At 66.9% G+C, this 19,581-nt stretch carries 11 protein-coding genes; 1 reads left to right on the plus strand and 10 read right to left on the minus strand.

What is annotated here, in order from left to right; all coding sequences use genetic code 11:
• Nucleotides 1-19: 19 nt before the first annotated feature.
• Genes QM711_RS08400 through QM711_RS08435 form a run of 8 tightly spaced genes read right to left on the minus strand, consistent with a single transcriptional unit; the run spans nucleotide 20 to nucleotide 10,352 of the window.
• The gene (locus QM711_RS08400) at nucleotides 20-571 is read right to left on the minus strand and encodes a hypothetical protein (RefSeq protein WP_415098204.1); all 552 of its coding nucleotides are present in this window, start codon (nucleotides 569-571) and stop codon (nucleotides 20-22) included.
• A 4-nt stretch (nucleotides 572-575) separates the two neighbouring features.
• Nucleotides 576-1,490 carry a DUF3387 domain-containing protein gene (locus QM711_RS08405; RefSeq protein WP_415098645.1) on the minus strand — a complete coding sequence of 305 codons (915 nt, stop codon included), beginning with the start codon at nucleotides 1,488-1,490 and terminating at the stop codon, nucleotides 576-578.
• Complete coding sequence (locus QM711_RS08410; RefSeq protein WP_415098206.1) at nucleotides 1,423-3,750, minus strand: type I restriction endonuclease subunit R; 2,328 nt, start codon at nucleotides 3,748-3,750, stop codon at nucleotides 1,423-1,425. The genes QM711_RS08405 and QM711_RS08410 overlap by 68 nt, the downstream gene beginning before the upstream one ends.
• Entirely contained in the window at nucleotides 3,747-4,766 is a 1,020-nt protein-coding gene (locus QM711_RS08415; RefSeq protein ID WP_415098208.1) for a virulence RhuM family protein, read from the minus strand. The genes QM711_RS08410 and QM711_RS08415 overlap by 4 nt, the downstream gene beginning before the upstream one ends.
• The gene (locus QM711_RS08420; protein ID WP_415098210.1) at nucleotides 4,763-5,653 is read right to left on the minus strand and encodes a 5'-nucleotidase; all 891 of its coding nucleotides are present in this window, start codon (nucleotides 5,651-5,653) and stop codon (nucleotides 4,763-4,765) included. Before QM711_RS08420 ends, QM711_RS08415 begins: the two co-directional genes overlap by 4 nt.
• 50 nt (nucleotides 5,654-5,703) lie before the next feature.
• Nucleotides 5,704-6,879, minus strand: a complete 1,176-nt coding sequence (locus QM711_RS08425; protein WP_415098212.1) for a restriction endonuclease subunit S — start codon at nucleotides 6,877-6,879, stop codon at nucleotides 5,704-5,706.
• Complete coding sequence (locus QM711_RS08430) at nucleotides 6,872-8,431, minus strand: type I restriction-modification system subunit M (RefSeq protein WP_415098214.1); 1,560 nt, start codon at nucleotides 8,429-8,431, stop codon at nucleotides 6,872-6,874. The genes QM711_RS08425 and QM711_RS08430 overlap by 8 nt, the downstream gene beginning before the upstream one ends.
• Before the next feature lie 43 nt (nucleotides 8,432-8,474).
• On the minus strand, nucleotides 8,475-10,352 hold the full coding sequence (locus QM711_RS08435) for a helix-turn-helix domain-containing protein (RefSeq protein ID WP_415098216.1): 1,878 nt from the start codon (nucleotides 10,350-10,352) through the stop codon (nucleotides 8,475-8,477).
• 176 nt (nucleotides 10,353-10,528) lie between these two features.
• Between QM711_RS08435 and QM711_RS08440 the strand changes: the two genes are divergently transcribed.
• The gene (locus QM711_RS08440) at nucleotides 10,529-11,956 is read left to right on the plus strand and encodes a Fis family transcriptional regulator (protein ID WP_415098218.1); all 1,428 of its coding nucleotides are present in this window, start codon (nucleotides 10,529-10,531) and stop codon (nucleotides 11,954-11,956) included.
• 153 nt (nucleotides 11,957-12,109) lie between these two features.
• On the opposite strand, the gene QM711_RS08445 is transcribed toward QM711_RS08440, so the two are convergent.
• Entirely contained in the window at nucleotides 12,110-13,849 is a 1,740-nt protein-coding gene (locus tag QM711_RS08445) for a sulfite reductase flavoprotein subunit alpha (protein WP_415098220.1), read from the minus strand.
• Complete coding sequence (locus QM711_RS08450) at nucleotides 13,849-19,329, minus strand: glutamate synthase-related protein (RefSeq protein WP_415098222.1); 5,481 nt, start codon at nucleotides 19,327-19,329, stop codon at nucleotides 13,849-13,851. Before QM711_RS08450 ends, QM711_RS08445 begins: the two co-directional genes overlap by 1 nt.
• Nucleotides 19,330-19,581 lie beyond the last annotated feature (252 nt).

Here is a 19,581-nt window from a genome sequence, read left to right on the forward strand (position 1 = left end):
GAAGAAGACCACTCGGCGCTCAGCGGTGCCCGATCAGGCCCATCAGCCACTCGTAGGCTGCCATCTTGTCTCCGCTGACCCCGCTGTTGAGGAGGTCGTCCAACTCATCGGCTCCCAAGGGAAAGTCGACTTCGCCCTCGCGCTGCGCCCACAGCTCGGCGAATAGCGTCTGTGAACCGACCTCAGCGGCGATGGCGCGGGCGACCGGCTTCAGCCGCGATTCCACACAGTCCTGGCCGAGCTGGTAAGCGCTCTCGGGGATCTCCGCCGGATGGATGCCCAGCCGCTCCGCGAAACGCCCCAAAGCGATGTCGTCCAGCCTGTATGTGCCCTCGGTGATATCGGGGGGGTCGACGTTGCTCCGATCATTGATCACCAGATCGGCCAGATAGGCAAGAGCTGCGACGGTGACCAAGTGGTCGGCATAGTTCGGGTGTTCGGGGTCCGCGTCGCCCGGAACCAGTCCGGCACCGGCCAGGACGCCCCACGCGTACTGAACCCATTCCGGCTGTCCCACGAGTTGATCGCTGAACTGGTGGGCGATGTCCGGAAGATTGGTCATCTCATCCATCTCGTCATTTCCTTTCCGCCATTCGTGGCGCCAAGCTCTCCATCTGCTCGAGTACCAACCGGATCGCCTCCGGCTGCTGGTCGGGCGGGTACTTGTACTTCACCAACAACCGCTTCACTGACGACCGAAGCTTCGCTCGGACGTCGTCGCGCGCGGTCCAGTCGGTCTTCGCGTCGCGGCGGACGATCACCCACAGTTCCCTCGCAATCTGCGCCAGGACGTCCTCGCCCTGGACGGTGAGGGCGGACTCATTGGAGGCCAATGAATCGTAGAAGGCGAGCTCATCCGAGGTGAGCGGGGGTTTGTAGCGCGCGCCACGGTTGCCCTCTGCCGCGACCTCTTTCGCAAGCTCGATGAGTTCCGCGATCACCTCCGCGGAGGTCAGCTGTTGGTTGGTGTAGCGGTTCATCAGCTGCTTGAGCTTCTGTGAGAACGCCCGCTGCCGCACCAAGTTGTGTCGTGCGGCGTGACCAGATTCCTCGGTGAGCAGGTCACGAAGCGCCTCAATCGCCAGGTGCGGGTTCTGGGCATTCTGCGCCCTGATGACGAACTCGGGCCCCAGGTCTGACAGCGACGGCTTGGCCAACCCGGCGGCGTCATAGATGTCCACGATGTCGCCGGCCGCAGTGGACGTCGCCACCAATCGGGAAAGCAGACGCTGGATCTCGTCGGGCACTGGCCGACCGGACGACTGCCTCTCCTGGGCGTCGAATTTTGCCATCCAGACCCGCACCTCTTCGTAGAACTTGGCGGTGGTGCGCAGATCGCCCAGCGTTTCACTGCCCGCCGCCAGCGCCCAGGCACGGGCAAGCTGATTGGCCAGTGCGCGGAACCGGGTACCCAGGTCGTCGTCACCTTCGCCCGCCTGGTTGCCGGGCGTCCCCGGGGACCGGAGATAGTTGGTCAGCCCAACGGCCAGCCTTCATCCAGCTACGGCCGTCGCCCATCAAGCGGTTTCGCCACGGGAACCCGGCGCAGATCTCGTCCAACGCAGCGATCAGCTTGCGGGCGAGGTCGGCGGCTTCGTCCACGTTCTTGCCCACGGGCCGGTTGGCCCGATCGGACTCGGTGTATTCGTCGAGCGCCTCGCGGAGGTTCTCGGCGACCGGAGCGTAAGCGACCAGCAGCCCGTCGGGTTTCCCTCGGAAAGTGCGGTTGACTCGGGCCAGGGTCTGCATTAGCAAGGCACCCTTGAGCGGCCGGTCGAGGTAGAGCGTGTGCAGTGGTGGTGCATCGAAACCGGTCAGCATCATGTTCTGGACGATGACCAGCTGCAGCGGGTCGTCCGGGTCCTTGATCCGCTTCTGGATCGTCTTGTTCTGGCTCTCACGCCGGACGTGGTTACTCACTGGCGGTTGATCGGCAGCCGACCCGGAGTAGACGACCTTGACGACGCCTTCCTCGATCGAATCGTGGTGCCATTCGGGTCGGAGCGCGACGATCTGTTCATACAGGCTCGCGCAGATCTCACGGGTGGAGCCGACGATCATCGCCTTTCCGGACGTCTCGATGAACGGCTGGAGAGCGTCGGCGCGGCCTTCCCAGTGCTCGATGATGTCGGCGGCCAGAGCGGCCAGGCGGGCTGGCGCACCGTAGACGGCGTTGATCACGGCGACGGACTGCTCGACCTTCTCTCGCTCGACCTGATCGAGTCCGGTGGTCGCCTCGTCCGCCGCAAGGTCCAGTTGCTCCTCGGTGACCTCGCCGGTCAGTTTCACCGCGATGAGGCGGGGCTCGAAATAGACCTGCACGGTGGCGCCGTCTTCGACAGCCCTGGTTAGGTCGTAGGTGTCGATGACATCGCCGAACACCTCGACGGTATTGCGGTCGGCGAACGAGATCGGCGTTCCGGTGAAGGCGATGAAGCTGGCGTTCGGCAGCGCCTCCCTGATCCGTCGTGCGTACCCGTCCAACTGGTCGTAGTGGCTGCGATGAGCTTCATCGACGATCACGACGATGTTGCGCCGGTCGGTGAGCAGCGGATGGTCAAGACCGGCCTCGCGTTCGGCCTTCGAGAGCCCGAACTTCTGCAGCGTGGTGAAGTAGATGCCACCCGTCCTGCGGTTGACCAACTCGTTGCGCAACTGCGTCCGGCTGGCTACCTGCACCGGCGACTCCCCAAGGAGCTGCGAGCGGTTGAACCCCTCGAACAGCTGGCTGTCGAGTTCGTTGCGGTCGGTGACCAGGATCAGGGTGGGGTTCTTGAGCTTCGGCTGTTGTGCGACCAGATGGGCGTAGAGCTCCATCTCCATCGACTTGCCGGAACCCTGGGTGTGCCAGACGACGCCGGCCTTGCCGTTTGTCTCTGCGGCCGCGACGGTCGACCCGACCGCCTTGGTGACGGCGAAGTACTGGTGCGGTTTCGCGATCCGCTTCGCGTAGCCGTCCGCGCCGGCGTCGAAGGCGACGAAGTTGCGCTGCAGTTGCAGGAACCGCTCCGGATTGCACACGCCATCGATCAGGTATTCAAGCTCGATGCCGAGGCTCTGCTCGTCGACCTCGGTGCCGGTGGTCACCCGGCGGCCGCCATCGTCAACGTTCCACGGCGCGTAGTGGTTGAGAGGCGTGAACGGGGTGCCGTACCGGGCGGTGATCCCGTCGCTGATGATGGTGAACACGGCGAACCGGAATGCCATCGGTAACTCCCGCAGGTAGGTCTCCAGCTGTGCATGTGCCGAAGTCAGGCTGGCTTTCTCGGAACCCGCTTGCTTGAGTTCAACAATGCCTACCGGCAAGCCGTTGAGGTAGAGGACGATGTCGAACCGGCGTTCGATCTCGCGGGAGCGGATGGTCACCTGGCTGACGGCGAGGAACTCGTTGTCGTCAACGTCATGGCCGATCAATCGGATGGTCGGGTTGTGCTCGACTCCGTCGGAGTCGAGGTAGGTGATGCCGCGGAAGCCCTTGACCAGGATCTCGTGCAGCCGGAAGTTCTCCGCGATGGCGTCCTGCGACTTCGGCGCTTGGATCTCGGCCAGCGCTTGTTCCAGGTATTCGGACGGCACCAACGGGTTGAGGCGACGCATTGCGTCCAGGGCGCGGCTCGGCAGTGTCAGTTCATCCCAGGACCTGCGCCCGCCCGGCGCGCCGGGCGCCAGTTCCTTCCCGGGTACATGCTTCCACTCGTTCTCAACAAGCTGGTCGAGGGCGAACCTCTCCCACTCGGCTTCGGTGATCATCGGGACGCCTCTCCTTCGATCTCACGCTGAGCGCGCTTCACCGACTCCAAATAGGCCGCTTCGACATCCGAGGGATCGGCGTCACGCTGCGCTCGATACTTCGCATACTCGGTCTCCGCCCTGGCGACAGCCTGCTGATGGCTGACCGATCCGGCGCCCGTCAAAGTCGGGGCCTCCATCGCAGTGATGAGGCGGTCGAGGTGAGCGAGCCAGTCGCGCATGTAGGTGGGCTGGTGGTTCTGTGCCCGGAACTCAGCGGCGTCGAAGTAGGCCGACACCAACGTGTTCAGCTTCTTCAGTTCGGTTTCGCTGAGGTAGTTCTTCGCGGTGGTGACCTCGGCCTTGACCGGCCGCTGCCCGGCGAACGACATCAGCCCCATGTTCGGCTGCGTGGCGTCGGCGCGTGCAGCGATGACCTCCGCGGCGGTGTGGCCGTGCGCGGCGTAGTGGAGCTTGTTCTGCACGACCTTGAAGAACTCGATCGTCTCCCCCGAGCGGGGGTCGTAGTCGACACTGGTGGCATACAGGTCGAGCACCTGCCGGTAGAGCACCTTCTCACTGGAGCGGATGTCGCGGATGCGGTCGAGCAACTCGCGCCAGTAGGTGCCGCCGCCCAGCTTCTTCAGCTTCGCGTCGTCCATGGTGAAGCCCTTCACCAGGTACTCGCGCAGACGCTCGGTAGCCCAGATGCGGAACTTGGTGGCGATGCGACTCTTGACCCTGTAGCCGACTGAGATGATCAGGTCGAGGTTGTAGAACGGCAACTCGCGGCTGACCTGGCGGGTGCCCTCGGTGCGAACCTGTCGGAAATTCCGACAGGTTGCCGACTCGTCGAGTTCACCCTCCTCGTAGACGTGCCGGATGTGCTCCACGACGTTCGTGCGAGAGGTCTGGAACAAGTCGGCCACCTGCTGCTGGCTAAGCCAGACCGTGTCTGCATCGAGTCGGACCTCGATCGCGGGCACCCCCCCTTCGAGTTCGTACAGAAGGATCTCGCTGGAAGGCTGGTCGGTCACGATGCGCTTCTTCCGGTGTTCGCAACGCCGTAGGGGATGTGGACTCCGGCGACGAACCGGGCCGCGCCGCCGAGGTGCACGGCCTGGTCGTCGAAGAAGATGTGCGGACGCATGACCTGCAGCACCTTCGCCTTCTCGATCCCGCCGAGGAAGAACGCGTCGTTGACGTTGACGCCCCACTTCCGCAGTGACCGGACGGCTCGCTCGTGGGCGGGGGCACTTCGCGCGGTGACAAGCGCGATGCGCAGCCTCGACGCGTAGTTGGGGTCAGCCAGACGCCTGGCTTCCTCCAACTTCTGGATGGTGTTCAGGTCGGCAAGCAGCGGCTTCAGCGGACCTTCGCCGAGCGCATCGAGTTTGTGATTGGACTCGTGCTGAAGGTAGGTGTCGAGTTCGTCCGACGTTAGGTACAAACGCTCCGAGTCATCGTTGGCTAGGACCCCGTCGAAGTCGAACGCAACAACCAGTGATCGGTCGTCATCGTCGTACGCGGCCTGGGACGGCAGGACGTGGCCAGCGGGGAATCCCGCCCCGATCGCGCTGTCCACGTCGGGCCGGTTGCCCGACAGAAACAGTGACATCCCCAACGCGCCGATGTACTCGTACGGCGCCTTGCCCTGGGTAAACACTGCTCGCGAGATCGCCAGCTCGTGCTTCTCGACCGATCGCATCACCCGGAGGCCCGTGCTCGGATCGTTCCGCGACAGCACGATCACCTCGACGAGCGGGTCATCCAGCCGCAGATCATTCAGTTGCAGCAGCCGCTTGATGAACGGGAAGGCGACGCCCGGTGGAAGCGTGTCATCGATGTGGTCGTCCTGGTACTCCCGGTACGCGGCCTCACCGTGCTCTTTGAAGTACGCATCGGACTCCGTCAGATCGAACAACGCGCTGGACGCCACCCCCACCACAAGCCGGTTGGTCAAGTCGTACGGCATCAGAGGACCTCTTCGACGGCTCGCTCGGCGTCCTTGACGCGGAGGCGACCAGACATCAGGAGAGGCAGCAGTTGGTCGCGCGTCGCAGCCAGACGTTCATTCTGGCCCCGCAAATGGTGAACAGATAGACCGATAGAATCCACTTGACTAAGCAAACCTGGGCCAAGCTTTCGCGGATCGGGAACACGCAAAGCGAGCACTTCGGCCGGTCGGACACGCTGGTGGCTCCCTGACGTCCCAGCCGCGTTACTCGCAAGCTCCGCGGCCGCCGCAGGCTGAGAAAGAGACGCCCATAGTGCCGTCGTCGAAATACCGATTGGTTCAAGGACGACGAACTCCGTGGAAGCCACCGCCATCCGCTCCGGGAGTGCCGCCACGTCCCAGACTCGCGGGATCCGAGGATTGAGTTTCGACACAAGAACCGCTGGCCGCTCCAGTAGGAATTTGTTGCTCTTGATGGATGCCCGAATCGAGCCCTCTGGCCGATTTCCAGCATCAAAGGCAGGAAGACTGTAGTGAGCGACAAGCGCATCGAACCTTTTTGGCGAAAGCTGGGTTGTTGCATGCCTGACAATATCTGACACAACGACAACTCCTGACGCTGCTCCCGCTAGTGTCACCGCTAAAGACGTCGCAGCGTCCACGACGTGCGCATTGCCGGCGATCTTGTCGTCAAGGGCTCGTAGGATCTCCGCGATAGCTCGTTGGTCCCTGACATCCACGGGATAGGAGACGCTCATCCGACGCAAATGAGAGGGCCCGAAGTGCTTCATGACGGACCCAACGCCCATCGCCTCGATCTGCGCCTTGAAATCCCGGGCTGTGAGCATGCTTTCAATAAACAGCGGGTCTATTCGTTCGTCGCGTGGACGAAACCGGATGATCCCCGTATAGGGAACGGCACCCACGCCGTCGCTAACCACCCGCGCAACCTCGCCAAGCGAGGCCGATGTGCTGAGCAACACATCTCCCTCGATGAGCCTGAACTGCGACCACTTCCGTTCAACGGTTTCCGGATCAAGATAGTTGCAACCGTCAACAATGCGAGCCCCGCGCTTGATTCCCGCAAGTCGAATGAGCGGGATCCCCTGTTCCCGGAAATCTACGGCCAGAATCCCTGGGCCTTCACGGAAATCCAGAACGTCTGGCAACGACGTAGTTACCCATTCAGACATTGAGACGCTCCAGTTGCTCGCGCACGACCTTCTCAAGCCGTGCGGATTCATCGAACGCTCCGAGCAACTCCTTCGTCAATCGCTCGATTTTCGCCTCGATCGGCTCCCCGTCGTCCTCAACTTCGGCGGCCCCGACATACCGTCCAGGGGTTAGCGCGTAGTCGGCGTCCTTGATCTCGGCGATGGTGGCACTCCGGCAGAAGCCGGGCACATCCGAATAGGCCTCGACAGGCTCGATCGACGAATCGCCACGCCAAGCGTGATACGTGTCGCCGATTCTCTTGATATCGTCCGCGCTCAGGTCGCGCTCAGCGCGGTCGACCATGTACCCCAGCTCGCGAGCGTCGATGAACAACACCTGCCCGGCACGCTCGCCCTTGTCCTTGGCGAAGAACCAAAGGCAGACCGGAATGCCGGTGGAGCGGAAGAGTTGGGTGGGCAACGCCACCATGCAGGAGACCAAATCGGCCTCGACGATCTGAGCACGAATGGCGCCCTCGCCGTTCGAGTTCGACGACATCGATCCGTTAGCCATGACGACACCGGCCTGGCCCTTCGGCTTCAGCTTGGACAGGATGTGCTGGATCCACGCGTAGTTGGCGTTGTTCGCCGGTGGAACGCCGTAGCGCCAGCGGACGTCCTCGACGTTACGCGCCCAGTCCTTGATGTTGAACGGGGGGTTGGCCATCACGTAGTCCATCAGTACGCCGGGGTGGATGTCGCGGGCGAAAGTGTCGCCCCAGCGGGCGCCTAGTCCGTTGTTGTCGATGCCGTGGATGGCGAGGTTCATCTTCGCAAGCCGCCAAGTCTCCTCATTGGCTTCCTGCCCGAAGACGTGGATGTCCTTCGGGTCGCCGTCGTGTTCGTAGATGAACTTCTCGGTCTGCACGAACATGCCGCCCGAACCGCAGCACGGGTCGTAGACGCGGCCACTGCTGGGCGCCAGCACCTCGACGATCACCTTCACCACGCTGGGCGGCGTGAAGAACTCGCCGCCACGCTTGCCCTCGGCGCGGGCGAACGCGCCCAGGAAATACTCGTACACCTCTCCCATCAGGTCGCGGGCGCGATGCTCACCCTGTCGGCTGAATCGCGCGCTGTTGAACAGGTCGATCAACTCACCGAGGCGGCGCTGATCGATGTTGTCCCGGTTGTAGAGCCGCGGCAGCGTGCCGGCGAGGCTCGGGTTGACCCGCATGATGGCATCCATGGCCTGGTCGATCAGCGACCCAATGGTCCGCGGAGGCTGACTACCGATGGCCGGCTTTCCCTTCGCGTACTGGGCCAGATACGACCAGCGCGCGGCGAGCGGCACGACGAAGACGCCGTAGCCCTGGTACTCCTCCGGATCGTCGATCAACTCGGCGATCTGTTCGTCGTCCATCCCCTCGGCAGCGAGCTCGGCACGGATCGCCTCACGACGCTCGTCGTAGGCGTCCGACACGTACTTGAGGAAGACGAGGCCGAGGATCACGTCCTTGTACTGGCTGGCCGACAGCGAGCCGCGGAGCTTGTCGGCCGCCTTCCACAGGGTGTCCTTCAGTTCCTTCATGGTCGAGGGTGCCTGTGGTTCTGGGTTCTTGCGTGGGGGCACGTCAGCCTGCCTTCTTGGTCAGATTCGTGTCGAGCGTGACCGTGCCGGCAGCCACGCCCTGGATGAGGTTGGTGATCAGGTCTTTCATAGCGGACTCGCGGCGTCGCAACTCGCCCAGGTAGGCGTCGGCCTCGGTGAGTGCCGCTTCGACGGCGTCAACATTGGCGGGTTCGAGCACAGGGACCGGCCAAGTCCGCCAGTCTCCCGCATCGTCCGGCAGCAGGTTGATCACGGCGGCCAACGCGTGCGGTCCGAGACCGGCACCGGCCGGAAGGCGAAGAATGCGGCTCGGTGATCGCACGATCGCACCGCCGTCCGAGTCCACCGTCGCCCGCGGACGCGGACGCTCGACGAACACGACGTCGTTCGGTTCGGTCCGGCTGGCATGCGGGTAAAGCCGGACTGCGTCCAACGGATCGAACCAGAGATCACCAACCTCCGGGTCGGCCGACAGCACCGCAACCGTTCCGGCCGAGTCGGCCTGTGTCGGATCGATTCGATTTCCTCGGTGGAACTCCAGCCGTCGCTGCTCGACCAGTTCTCCCAGGGATCGCGGGGTAACCACTGCCGCGGGTGGCGCCGTGCCCACGGCCATGTCGTACCCCGTGAGCGGCTCGCTAGTAACCAGGGTCAACGCCGCGATCCGGTCCCGGTGATCGGCGTGCGCCGCATCGCCCAGACGATCCGCCCTGATACCCGGCGGCACAAGGGGACGGCGTCCCCTCAACACGGCACGCTCCACCGGCCGTCCATAGCGGAACGAGCGACCACCGGCCCTGGTCAGCGCCGCGGCGAGGTCGGACGCGAGATCCGACAGATCGATCGTCTCGGAGGACAGGTCGGCGAGGACGACGCGATCGACCTCCAACCCACCGACCAGAACCCACAACCCGAGTTGCTGGCGATGGGCGCCCTTCCAGAGACCGCGAGGCAGTCGAGCGGCGAGCACCAGGTGGCCCATCTCGAGTGTGTCGGACCGGACCGCCTCGAAGTCGCCGCGCAACGCGTCGCAGAGTATTGCCGATGAACCGAGCACCACCCCGATGTCGCCTGGCATCAAGTCCAAGGCGACTCCCTCCACCGCTACCAGCGCCTGCATTGCTTCCTCACCCACCACGGAAAGGACACGAACCGCAGGGCGGCCCCGATCAAGGAACTCGACTTCGTCCAAGACCAGATGGCGGCGGAGGTCGCGGAGCTGCGCATCGTCGTCGCCTACCGGCGAGACCCCGGCAAAGGACGACGCCAGGCGACGAGCCGTGCCGAGGTCCACGCGTGGATCGAGCGCCACCTCGTCAGAACCCAGATGCGTCCGGCAAGTGGCCGCGACGGCGTCCAGGAGCTCCAGTGCACTCTCGGCAAGGCCCCGAGCGTGAGGAGAGCGGGCCAAGCGGCTCGCGTAGGCACGATCCAAGGCGTCTGCCAGGCCCAGCGACGACTCCATCAGGTCGTCCACGTAGCTGGCGAGCGAAGGGTTCGCACCGATCGCCGCGACCTCGGAGAGCAGGAAGTCATCCTCGGCGTCCACGCCGGCCGCCATCTCCGTCAGCTCGTCGACCGAGCATCCACCGAGCTCCTGGCCGCTCAAGGCCCGGAGCGCGAGGAAGGTGACTACTTCATCAAGGTGCAAGCCGACAGGCACCGCGAACGCCGGCGCGTCCTCGCTCGCCTCGATGTTGTGGCCGCGTCCGCTCGTCTTGAGCCACGCGAGCACGTCGGTGGTGGCGAAGTACTCCACTCCATTGATGCGGTTGATCGCGCGAGGAAAGGGAAGGGGACCCACCTTTGTCGCTGAACGACGGCGCCAGTTGGTGACGGCCTGGCGCGTGACTCCGGCTATCGCCGCCACGTCGCGCAAGGTCAGCATTCCCGCTTGCATAGTCCCTCCTTTCACGTTCTGAGTGGAGACTAGAGGAAGAAGGGTCACATTGCCATAGTGCAATCTGTTTAGCCCACTAAACACGTTTCATCATTGCTACCGCACCCGCGTTTGGCGATTCTCGATGGTGTCGCCGTCACTCGGGCGGACGACCGAACACCCTCAGGAGGGCAAGCATGACCGGCACTGACAAGGCCCGCTTCGACGCGAAAGGGCAGGCGATCGTCATCGACACGATGGCCATCGACGACTCGACCGTGCTCAATGAGGCACGGCACTGGACGACCGGCCGGCGGGGCGAGGTTCCGGATGAGCTGATCGACGTCCGCAACGCAGACGTGACCACGTTCGTCCGCGAGGCGATCACGCTGGGATCTCGCGTCCTCGCCAGCACCGCGCACACCGCTGAAACGCAGCTGCTCGAGACCATGGTCAAGGGCGTCGGCGAACAGACGGCCCAGGCTGCCAAGCAGGCTGCGGAGTTGACCGAGCGTGCCGCCAAGGATGCATCGAGCACGGTGACCCGCGTCGCGACCGATGCGAAGAAGGCGATCATCGACGCCGAAGCGACCAACCGCAAGGAGATCACCGCTGCGGTCGGGCAGGCGACCAAGACCCTGGTCAGCGAGACCCAGCGGCTCTTCGGGGGCGAGCACCCCGAGCTGCTCGAGCGGTTGCGGCCGCTGCTCAACTCGTTCGCCAAGACCCTCGAAGCACAGGTGAGCAGCGGGACCACCGAGTTGCTGGCCAAGGCGGCCAAGCAGTTCGACCCGAGCGACCCGTCGTCCCCGATGGCGAAGCACGCCGCCGCACTGACCGTGAGCCAGAAGGAGTTCACCGAGCGGATCGAGAAGAACCACCACACGCTCGCGGAGAAGGTGGACGAGTTGACGACCGCGCTGAAGGTGCAGCAGGCGACGACCTCACTGGCCAACGTCACCCCCATCAAGGGCGGCTCGTTCGAGGGCCAGGTGCGTGTGCTGATGAGCGGGATCGCGGCGGGGCTCGGCGACGAGTATCAGGACACCACCAATAAGGTCGGACGCCTTCCGCGCTGCAAGAAGGGCGACGGCGTCCTTGCTGTCAATGACCAGGAGGTCCGCGTTCTGGTGGAGGTCACCGACTCCCGGCGGATGGCCTGGAGCGAGTACTTCGACGAGGCAGAACGCAACCGTGGTGCTGCCGCGTCTCTGGGCATCGTCCGGACGATCGACCAGAATGCGGGCCAGTCGATCCGTGTTCTCGGATCACGGCGGGTCGTCCTCGCCTTCAACCCGGACGCCGACGATCCCGAGCTGTTGCGCACCGTGGTGATGCTGCTGCGGACGGTCGCCATCGCGGCGTCGGCGCGCACCGGCTCGGAGGAGGTCCAGACCGCCGAGGAGAAGATCACCGAGGCACTCGCGCAGCTGGCCAAGATCGACACGCTGAAGAAGCTCGCCGGCGCGATCCAGACCAACGCCGCCAAGATCGACAGCGGCTGCACGACGATCAGCACGTCAATCCACCGCTTGCTGGACGAAGCGCTGACCGCCCTGGCCGGAGCTCGCGTCGTCACGCTCGAACAGGAATCGTCTCCTATCACTGTGACCGGCGCCGCGTGATCGACTGTGCGGCTCGAAGGGTAGGAGGAAGCCCTTCGAGCCGCTCGCCTGGGTCGGTGCCGCCGTCAGGTTACGTCCTACTCGGACACCCAGGAGTCGCCCGAGGCGGCACACACCTTGCTGCCTCTCGGACCAGCTCCTTCGCCGGTCACCTCAGTACACGTCCCTCAGGTAGCGCTTGTCTCTCTTCAGCGTGGCCACGTACTCGGCCGCGTCGTCGTCGCCGCGGCCGCGTTGGCCGGCGATCAGTTCGATCAATGCCCGGTCGACGTCGCGCGCCATCCGGGACGCGTCCCCGCAGACGTAGAGATAGCCGCCGTCCTGCAGCCAGGCGTAGAACTCGGCCGCCTGCTCGCGCATCCGGGTCTGCACGTAGATCTTCTGCGCCTGGTCGCGGGAGAAGGCCAGATCGAGCCGGGTCAGCAGCCCGCTCGCCTGGTAGTCGTCGATCTCGTCGGCGTAGATGAAATCGCTGGCCCGGTGCTGGTCGCCGAAGAACAGCCAGTTCCGACCGGACGCCCCGCGCGCGTTCCGCTCCTGCAGGAAGGCGCGGAACGGAGCGATCCCGGTGCCGGGGCCGATCATGATCACCGGCGCATCGTCGTCGGCGGGCAGCCGGAACGCGGCGTTCGGCTGCGGGAAGATGCCGAACTCGGCATCGTCGGCGCGGTCGGCGAGGAAGGTCGAACACACCCCGTGGTGCACGCGCGGTCCGCCGTGCCGGACGGCGGCCACGGTCAGGTGGATGCGGTCGGGACTGTGCAGCGGGCTGGACGAGATCGAGTAGGCGCGGTGCTGCAGCGGCCGGAAGATCCTGGCCAGGTCGTCCACCGCCAGAGCTGTCTCGGGTAGCAGCTGCAGCAGGTCGAGGGTGTCCTTGCCCCACAGCCATGAGTCGAGCGCGTCCCGCTCGGCCCGGACCACGAGCTCGCCCAGCTCGCTGTCCGGCGCCCGCTCGGCCAGCAGCGCCAGCAGGTCCTTGGACGGCGTCGCGATCTCCCAGCCCCGCTCCAGTTGAGCACGCAGCGTCGATGCACCGACCGCGGTCTCCGGGTCGTGCCCGAGCCGCTCGAGCAGCTCCTCGACCAGAGCCGCGTCGTTGAGCGGCACCACGGCCAGCGCGTCCCCGGCCTGGTAGTCGATGCCGCTGTCGGCCAGCGCGACCTCGAAATGCCTGATCTCCTTGGCGCTGCCCGGGCCGGACAGCAACCGGTTCGCGACCAGCTGGGACCGGAACGGCGTCTTGCGGTTCCACGGCGAACGCTCCCGGGCTCGTCCGGGAGCGAGGGACGCCGCGGCAACCGGCGCGCTGCCCACCGCCGGCGCCTCCGCGGCCAACAGGTCGAGGACCTGCGCCATCCAGGCCGCAGCGGGTTCGTCGTAGTCGGTGTCGCAGTCCACCCGGGCCAGCAGCCGGGCGGCGCCGAGCTGCTCGAAGCGCAGATCGATCAGCTTGCCGGCCTGGCAGAAGTCGTCGTAGGCGGTGTCGCCGAGGGCCAGGACGGCGAAGCGAAGGTCCTCCAAGCGAGGCGCGGTCTCAGCCGAGAAGTCGTCCCAGAACAGGGCGGCGTTGTCGGGCATCTCACCATCGCCGTAGGTGGAGGTGATCACCAGCACCCGCTCCATCCGGAGCAGGTCGTCGAGCGAGACGTCGTCGAGCGCCCGCAGGGTGGGCGCCATGCCGCGTGCCCGCGACGCCGCAACCAGGTCCTCGGCGAGCAGCTCGCTGCAGCCGGTCTGGCTGCCGTAGAGCACGTCGAGGGTGAGGGTGGCGGCAACGGCCGGGCCGCCCTCGTCACGGCGAGCCGCCGCCAGACCGGCGAGGAAGCCGTCCAGCCAGGCCCGCTGGCCGGCGCTGAACGGGGCGTCCACGTCCACCGTGAGCTGCGCCATCAGGCCGTCCGATCCATCGCCCGGGCCGCGTCGGCGGCCAGGTCGTCCAGCGCCGCCTCGGCCAGCAGCCGGTCGAACCGGGCGCGGTCGGTGCGCGCCTCGTTGCGGGCGCGCTGGTGCAGGATCCAGCCGTAGGTGCCGGGCGCATCCATCCCGCGCACGTTCCGCAGCTGCAGCGAGCGGGTGTAGTCGGTCAGCCGGCGCGCCGAGATCAGGGTGGCCAGCTCGGCGTCGTCGAGCGGATCCAGCCGGTCACGCAGGTACTTCATCACCTTCTGCATCACGAAGAAGTCCTCGGTGAGGATCAGCGTGCGGGCCGTGGTGTGGCCGCGCTGCTGGGCGATCTGGTTGGCGAGCGAAAAGACGGTGTACGACGACAGCAGCCCGAACATGTCGTCGGGTTCGCCGGCCGGCACCCGCCCGTTCAGTACCGGACGCCCCTCGCGGAAGTGCTGCTTCAGCACCCGGACCTGCTCGGTGGCCACCGAGGTGGCCAGCTCGTCGAGCAGTTGCTTGCGGGTGGACGCGGCCAGGATCGCGTCGGCGTCCTGAGTGAGCAGCAGCGCCCGCGGCATGCCGCAGAAGATGTGCCGCTGGGTCTCCGGCCAGTCCGCCAGCAACCTGGCGGCGAGCGGCGATCCGGTGGCCTCGTGGTGCCAGCCGAGCAGCAACCGGGCCGCCTCGGCGTGGAAGCTGCCCTGTTCCTGGTCGGCGATGCCGAAGACCAGCAGCGAATCCTCACTGACCCGGCCGCGCACCGTGCCGTCCGGGTCGTACTGGTAGAGGAAGCCGCCGCTCATCCCGTTGCCCAGGCCCTTGCCCGCCGAACCCAGGTTCAGCACGGCGCCGTTGGTCATGTACTCGCAGCCGAAGTCGCCGATGCCCTCGACCACCGCGGTCGCGCCCGAGTTGCGCACCGCGAACCGGTCGCCCGCCTCGCCCTGGACGAAGGTGCGGCCGCCGGTGGCGCCGAACAGCGCGAAATTGCCGATCAGCACGTTGCCGCCCGGTTCGGCGCTGCCGCCGCCGGGCGTGCGGACCACGATCCGGCCGCCGCATTGGCTCTTGCCGACGCCGTCGTTGGCGGTGCCGGTGTGCACCAGTTCGATGCCGTCATTGCAGAAGGCGCCGAAGGACTGGCCCGCTGAGCCGTTGGTCCGGACGCGCACCGCACCCTCGTCGAGGTAGCTGCGGCCGCGCTCGTCGGTGAACACCGCCGGCAGCCCGGCCAGCGTCGCGGCGTCCAGTTCGTGGTTGAGTATCCGCTCGACGTCGACCGAGAGCTGCCCGCCGACCGATTTGTCGCTGTTGTGCAGCCTGCCGGCGTCCAGCTCGACGCCAGGCTCGGCCCGTTCGACCAACGCGGCGCGAACCAGGTCGATCAGGGCGTCGTCGACCGCGTAGCTCTTCTCCAGGTAGACCGGGTCGTCGACCCGGCGCCGCGGCACCCTGGCCAGCATGGCGCGGACGTCGAGGCGTCCGACGCTGGCCGGATGGTCGAGCAGCTGGGCCAGGTCGGTGCGCCCCCGGGCCTCGCGCAGCGAACGCAGGCCGAGCCGGGCCAGCAATTCCCGGACGTCGTGGGCGACGTTGAGCAGGTACTGGGCGAGCGCCCGCGGGTCACCGTCGAAAACCTCGGGGTTGGTGGTCAGCCCGGCGGGACATTTGATGTTGCAGTTCTTCGCCATCACGCACTTGAGCATCATCAGCGCGGTGGTGCCGAACTCGAAACTGTCGCCGCCCAGCAGCGCCGACATCAGCACGTCTCGGCCGGTCTGGTGCGCCCCGGAGCAGCGCAGCACGATCTTGTCCCGCAGCCCGTTGATCACCAGCGCCTGATGGACCTCGGCGACGCCGATCTCGGCGGAGCGTCCGGCGTACTTCAGGCTGGTCACCGCCGCCGCGCCGGTGCCGCCGGTGTTGCCGGCCACGTTGATCACGTCGGCGCCCGCCTTCGCCACCCCGACCGCGATGGTGCCGATGCCTTCGGACGACACCAGCTTCACCACCACCCGGACCCGGGCCGCCTTGCAGTCGTGGATCAGTTGCGCCAGGTCCTCGATCGAGTAGGTGTCGTGGTGCGGCGGCGGCGAGATCAGCTCGACGCCGGGGGTGCCACCGCGAGCCGCGGCGATCTCCACCGTCACCTTGGCGGCCGGCAGCTGGCCACCCTCGCCCGGCTTGGCGCCCTGACCGATCTTGATCTCCAGCTCTTCCAGCATCGGGTCGGCCAGATAGCCGGCCCAGATCCCGAACCGGCCGGACGCGAACTGCTTGATCCGGGAACCGCGGATGGTGCCGTAGCGGGACAGGTGCTCGCCGCCCTCGCCGCAGTTCGACATCCCGCCCACCATGTTGGTGCCGTGCGCGACCGCCTCATGCGCGGTCGCCACCAGTGCACCGTGACTCATCGCCCCGGACGCCAGCGTCCGGGTGATCTCGTGCGCGGGCTGGACGTCGTCCAGCGGAATGCTCACCGGCGCCGGCGCGAGCAGCGCCAGGAAGGCGGCCGTCCGGCCACGAGCCTGAACCTCCAGGCCGTCGGCGCCGATCCGGCTGTCCAACACGCCGTCCGGATCATGGCCGGCGAGGAATTCACCGAGCGCCGCGTACCGGTCCGGGTCGCCACCGCCGACGTCGGTGAACCGGATCAGGTACCGGTTCTCGCCCAGCGTCTCCGTCGACAGGCCGCGGACGAGGACGCTCGCGTTGCCGTCGATCGAGAACCGGGCGAGTTCGTGCCGGAAGTCCGCGGGGGTGTGCAGGCCGGCCACGTCGGCCGGCAAGGCCAGCACGTCGCGCAGGGCGGAGGGCCGGCGAGCCCGCTCGGCGCGGGTCGCGGCGAGGAACTCGCGATACCCCGGCGTGATCCGGAAGCTGTCGATCTGCTCCTCGGTGAGTGCGGCCAGCCCGTTGACGACGTAGGCCTCGTCGCTGATCCCGAAGGCGCCCTCGAGCTGGTCGAGGGTCAGCCGGGCGATGGTCGCGTCCGGCGCGCTGCCGTCGTCGAACCGGCGCGGCTCCTCGGTCATCCCGGCGAAACCCCGCACCGCGGTGGTGCCGAACGAGTGCCCGGCACCCTCGGAGCGCTCCTTGAACAGGCCGAGCAGCGGAACCTGCGACTCGGCACCCACCGCGCAGCCGCGGGCATGCCACTGCGCGGCAGCGTGCGCGATCCGGGTGAAGCCGACCCCGCCCACCGGGGCCGCCATGTGCGGGAAGCACCGGGCCAGCACCGGATCGGAGGTGTCCAGGTAGTTGGGCTCGAAGAACTCGCCGCCGATGTAGCTCTCGACGGTGCACAGCCCGACCCGGCCCATCGTCTTGCCGAGCGACTTCTCGGCGGCCTTGCGGAACCGGGCAAAGGCTCGGTCGGTCTCGGTCTGTTCGCCGGCCGGCGCCGGCGCCGAGGGGTACTTCTCCTCGGCGCGCAGCCGGGCGCTCAGGCTGTACACCGCGGACGCCCCGAAGCCGAGCGCCGCCGCGATGTGGTGCGAGGACGGCAGCTGACCGCTTTCGGCGACCAGCGAAACCCGTAGCCGCAGGCCGTCGTCGATGAGTCGCTGGTTGACCGCCGCGATGGCCAGCAGCAGCGGCAACGGTGCCCGCGTGGTGGAGATCGCCCGATCGGTCAGCACCGCGATCCCACCCTCGTCGCGGGCGAACGCGGCGACCGCGTCGCACAGCTCGTCGAGTGCGGCCACCACCGCGGCGGCGTTGCGCTCCGGATCCAACGGCTCCGGCTCGAAGAGCAGGTCGAAACGGCGCAGCCGGGTGAGCTGCTGTTCCCGCAGCTGCACCATGTCGAGGTGGCCGAGGATCGGCGAGGCCACGACGAGCTGCTTCCGGCGCCGCTCGCCGCCGTCCGGCTTGGCGCCGAGCGCGACCCGCATGCTCATCCCGTCCGCCTCGCGCAACGAATCGAGCGGTGGGTTGGTGACCTGGGCGAAGCGCTGCGAGAAGTATTTCGCCACCCCGCCCTCCTGGTCGGAGAGGGCGTTGATCGCGTTGCCGTAACCCATCGCGCTGATCCGCTCGGAGCCGTCGGCGAGCATCGGGTCCATCATGAACCGGAAGCTCTCCTGGTTGAGCGAATAGGCGACGTAGCGGCCGGCCAGGGTCAGGTCGCCGGTGTAGCCGAGCGTCGAGCTGCCGCGCTCGAAGGACGGCGCCGGCAGCGCGGCGACATCGACCCGGGAGTCGCCGAGCAGCGCCGCGTAGTCGCGCCGTCCCGCGAGCCGCTCGAGCGCCTCCCGGGTGCGGAACGTCCGGCCCAGCCGGTGGTCGTGGTAGAGCATGCCGCCGGCCTCGATCCGGCCGCGGTGGGTCACCTCGTGGTCGGGGAACCCGACCTGGCCTGCCTCGGACGACACCACCAGGTACTCGCCGGTCTCCACCGTGCGCAGCGGACGCAGGCCGAGCCGGTCGAGCCGGGCGCCGATCACGTCGCCGTCGCTGAAGATCAGCGCCGCCGGGCCGTCGTTCTTCTCCTCGTACAGCGAGAAGAACTCGAACATGTCGCGGACCTCGCGGCTGAGCGTGGCGTCGTTCTCCCAGGCCGGCGGCATCAGCGAGACCACGGCCTCGACCAGGTCGAGACCGTCGTCGAACACCCGGCTCTGCAGGGTCTGGTCGAGCCGGCCGGAGTCGGACTGGCCGGGCGGGCGGACGATGCGGCGATGCCGGGTGATGGCCAGCGTCTCGTCGGAGATCCGGTTCTTCCGGTCGGTGTTCAACTCGCCGTTGTGCGCCATCAACCGGAACGGCTGGGCCATCGTCGGGTGCGGCTCGGTGTTGGTGGAGAACCGGGTGTGGAAGTACAGCGACCGCACCGCGTGCAGGGGGTCGCGAAGGTCGGAGAAGTAGCCGATCACCTCGCCGGCGTTCAGCCGTCCCTTCAGCACCTGGGTGCGCGCGCTCAGCGAGAGCGGATAGAGGCCCGCCAGCGCCGGGTCCGGGTAGGCCTCGGACTCGATCCGCAGCAGGGCGGTGTTCGCTGCCCGGTCGATCCGGTCCCGCTGGTCACCGTCACCGGGCTCGCCCAGCCGGAACACCCACTGCACGATCGGCAGCTGATAGCTCAGGGCGCGCGGCCGGAGCACGCTGTCGTCGACCGGCAGGTCGCGGACCAGCAGCGTGGCCAGGCCGGCTTCGGCCAGCGCGGCGTCGATCAGCGCCCGAGCCCGCTGCCACTGGCCCCGGTCGTCGGGCATGAAGAAGTTGCCGACGGCGAAGTGGCCGCGTTCCAGTCGCTGCCCGACCAGGGCGCTGAAGAAGTCCGCGGACAGGTCGATGCTGACCCCGGCGCCGTCGCCGACGCCTTCGGCGGACATGCCGCCGCGGTGCGGGATCGCACACAGCGCCTGCTCGCCCAAGGCGATCACCTCGTGGGTTTGGACCCCATCCTTGCGGGTGATGAAGCCGACGCCGCACGCGCTGTGCTCGGCCGCAGGATCGTGCAGCCCTGCCCGTTGACCCATAGCGCCTCCTGTCTGGTGATCCCGGCGAGACGCTGCGACGGTGGAGGACTCGGATGACTCGTGCCGCGAGGACCGCGGCACATCAGATGGTATGGCTTGGCCAAATTGATCGGTGCGGGGTCTTCCCCAGTGAACAGCGCGGAGTGCCGATCGAGAGCGCCTGCAACGTCTCGATGTGCTGCACGGGGTCGACGGTGAACGCGTGATCCGCGGTCTCGACACCCGTCGCTCGCGAGCGCGAACAATCGAAAG

It is taken from the genome of Micropruina sp., assembly GCF_047602385.1.
Classification (GTDB): domain Bacteria; phylum Actinomycetota; class Actinomycetes; order Propionibacteriales; family Propionibacteriaceae; genus Micropruina.

Bases quoted from the DNA above. Each gene is read 5' to 3' on its own strand.
- QM711_RS08410 (WP_415098206.1), bottom strand. From the start codon at position 3,750: ATGATCACCGAAGCCGAGTGGGAGAGGTTCGCCCTCGACCAGCTTGTT.
- QM711_RS08440 (WP_415098218.1), top strand. From the start codon at position 10,529: ATGACCGGCACTGACAAGGCCCGCTTCGACGCGAAAGGGCAGGCGATC.
- QM711_RS08445 (WP_415098220.1), bottom strand. From the start codon at position 13,849: ATGGCGCAGCTCACGGTGGACGTGGACGCCCCGTTCAGCGCCGGCCAG.
- QM711_RS08450 (WP_415098222.1), bottom strand. From the start codon at position 19,329: ATGGGTCAACGGGCAGGGCTGCACGATCCTGCGGCCGAGCACAGCGCG.
- QM711_RS08400 (WP_415098204.1), bottom strand. From the start codon at position 571: ATGGATGAGATGACCAATCTTCCGGACATCGCCCACCAGTTCAGCGAT.
- QM711_RS08430 (WP_415098214.1), bottom strand. From the start codon at position 8,431: ATGAAGGAACTGAAGGACACCCTGTGGAAGGCGGCCGACAAGCTCCGC.
- QM711_RS08425 (WP_415098212.1), bottom strand. From the start codon at position 6,879: ATGTCTGAATGGGTAACTACGTCGTTGCCAGACGTTCTGGATTTCCGT.
- QM711_RS08435 (WP_415098216.1), bottom strand. From the start codon at position 10,352: ATGCAAGCGGGAATGCTGACCTTGCGCGACGTGGCGGCGATAGCCGGA.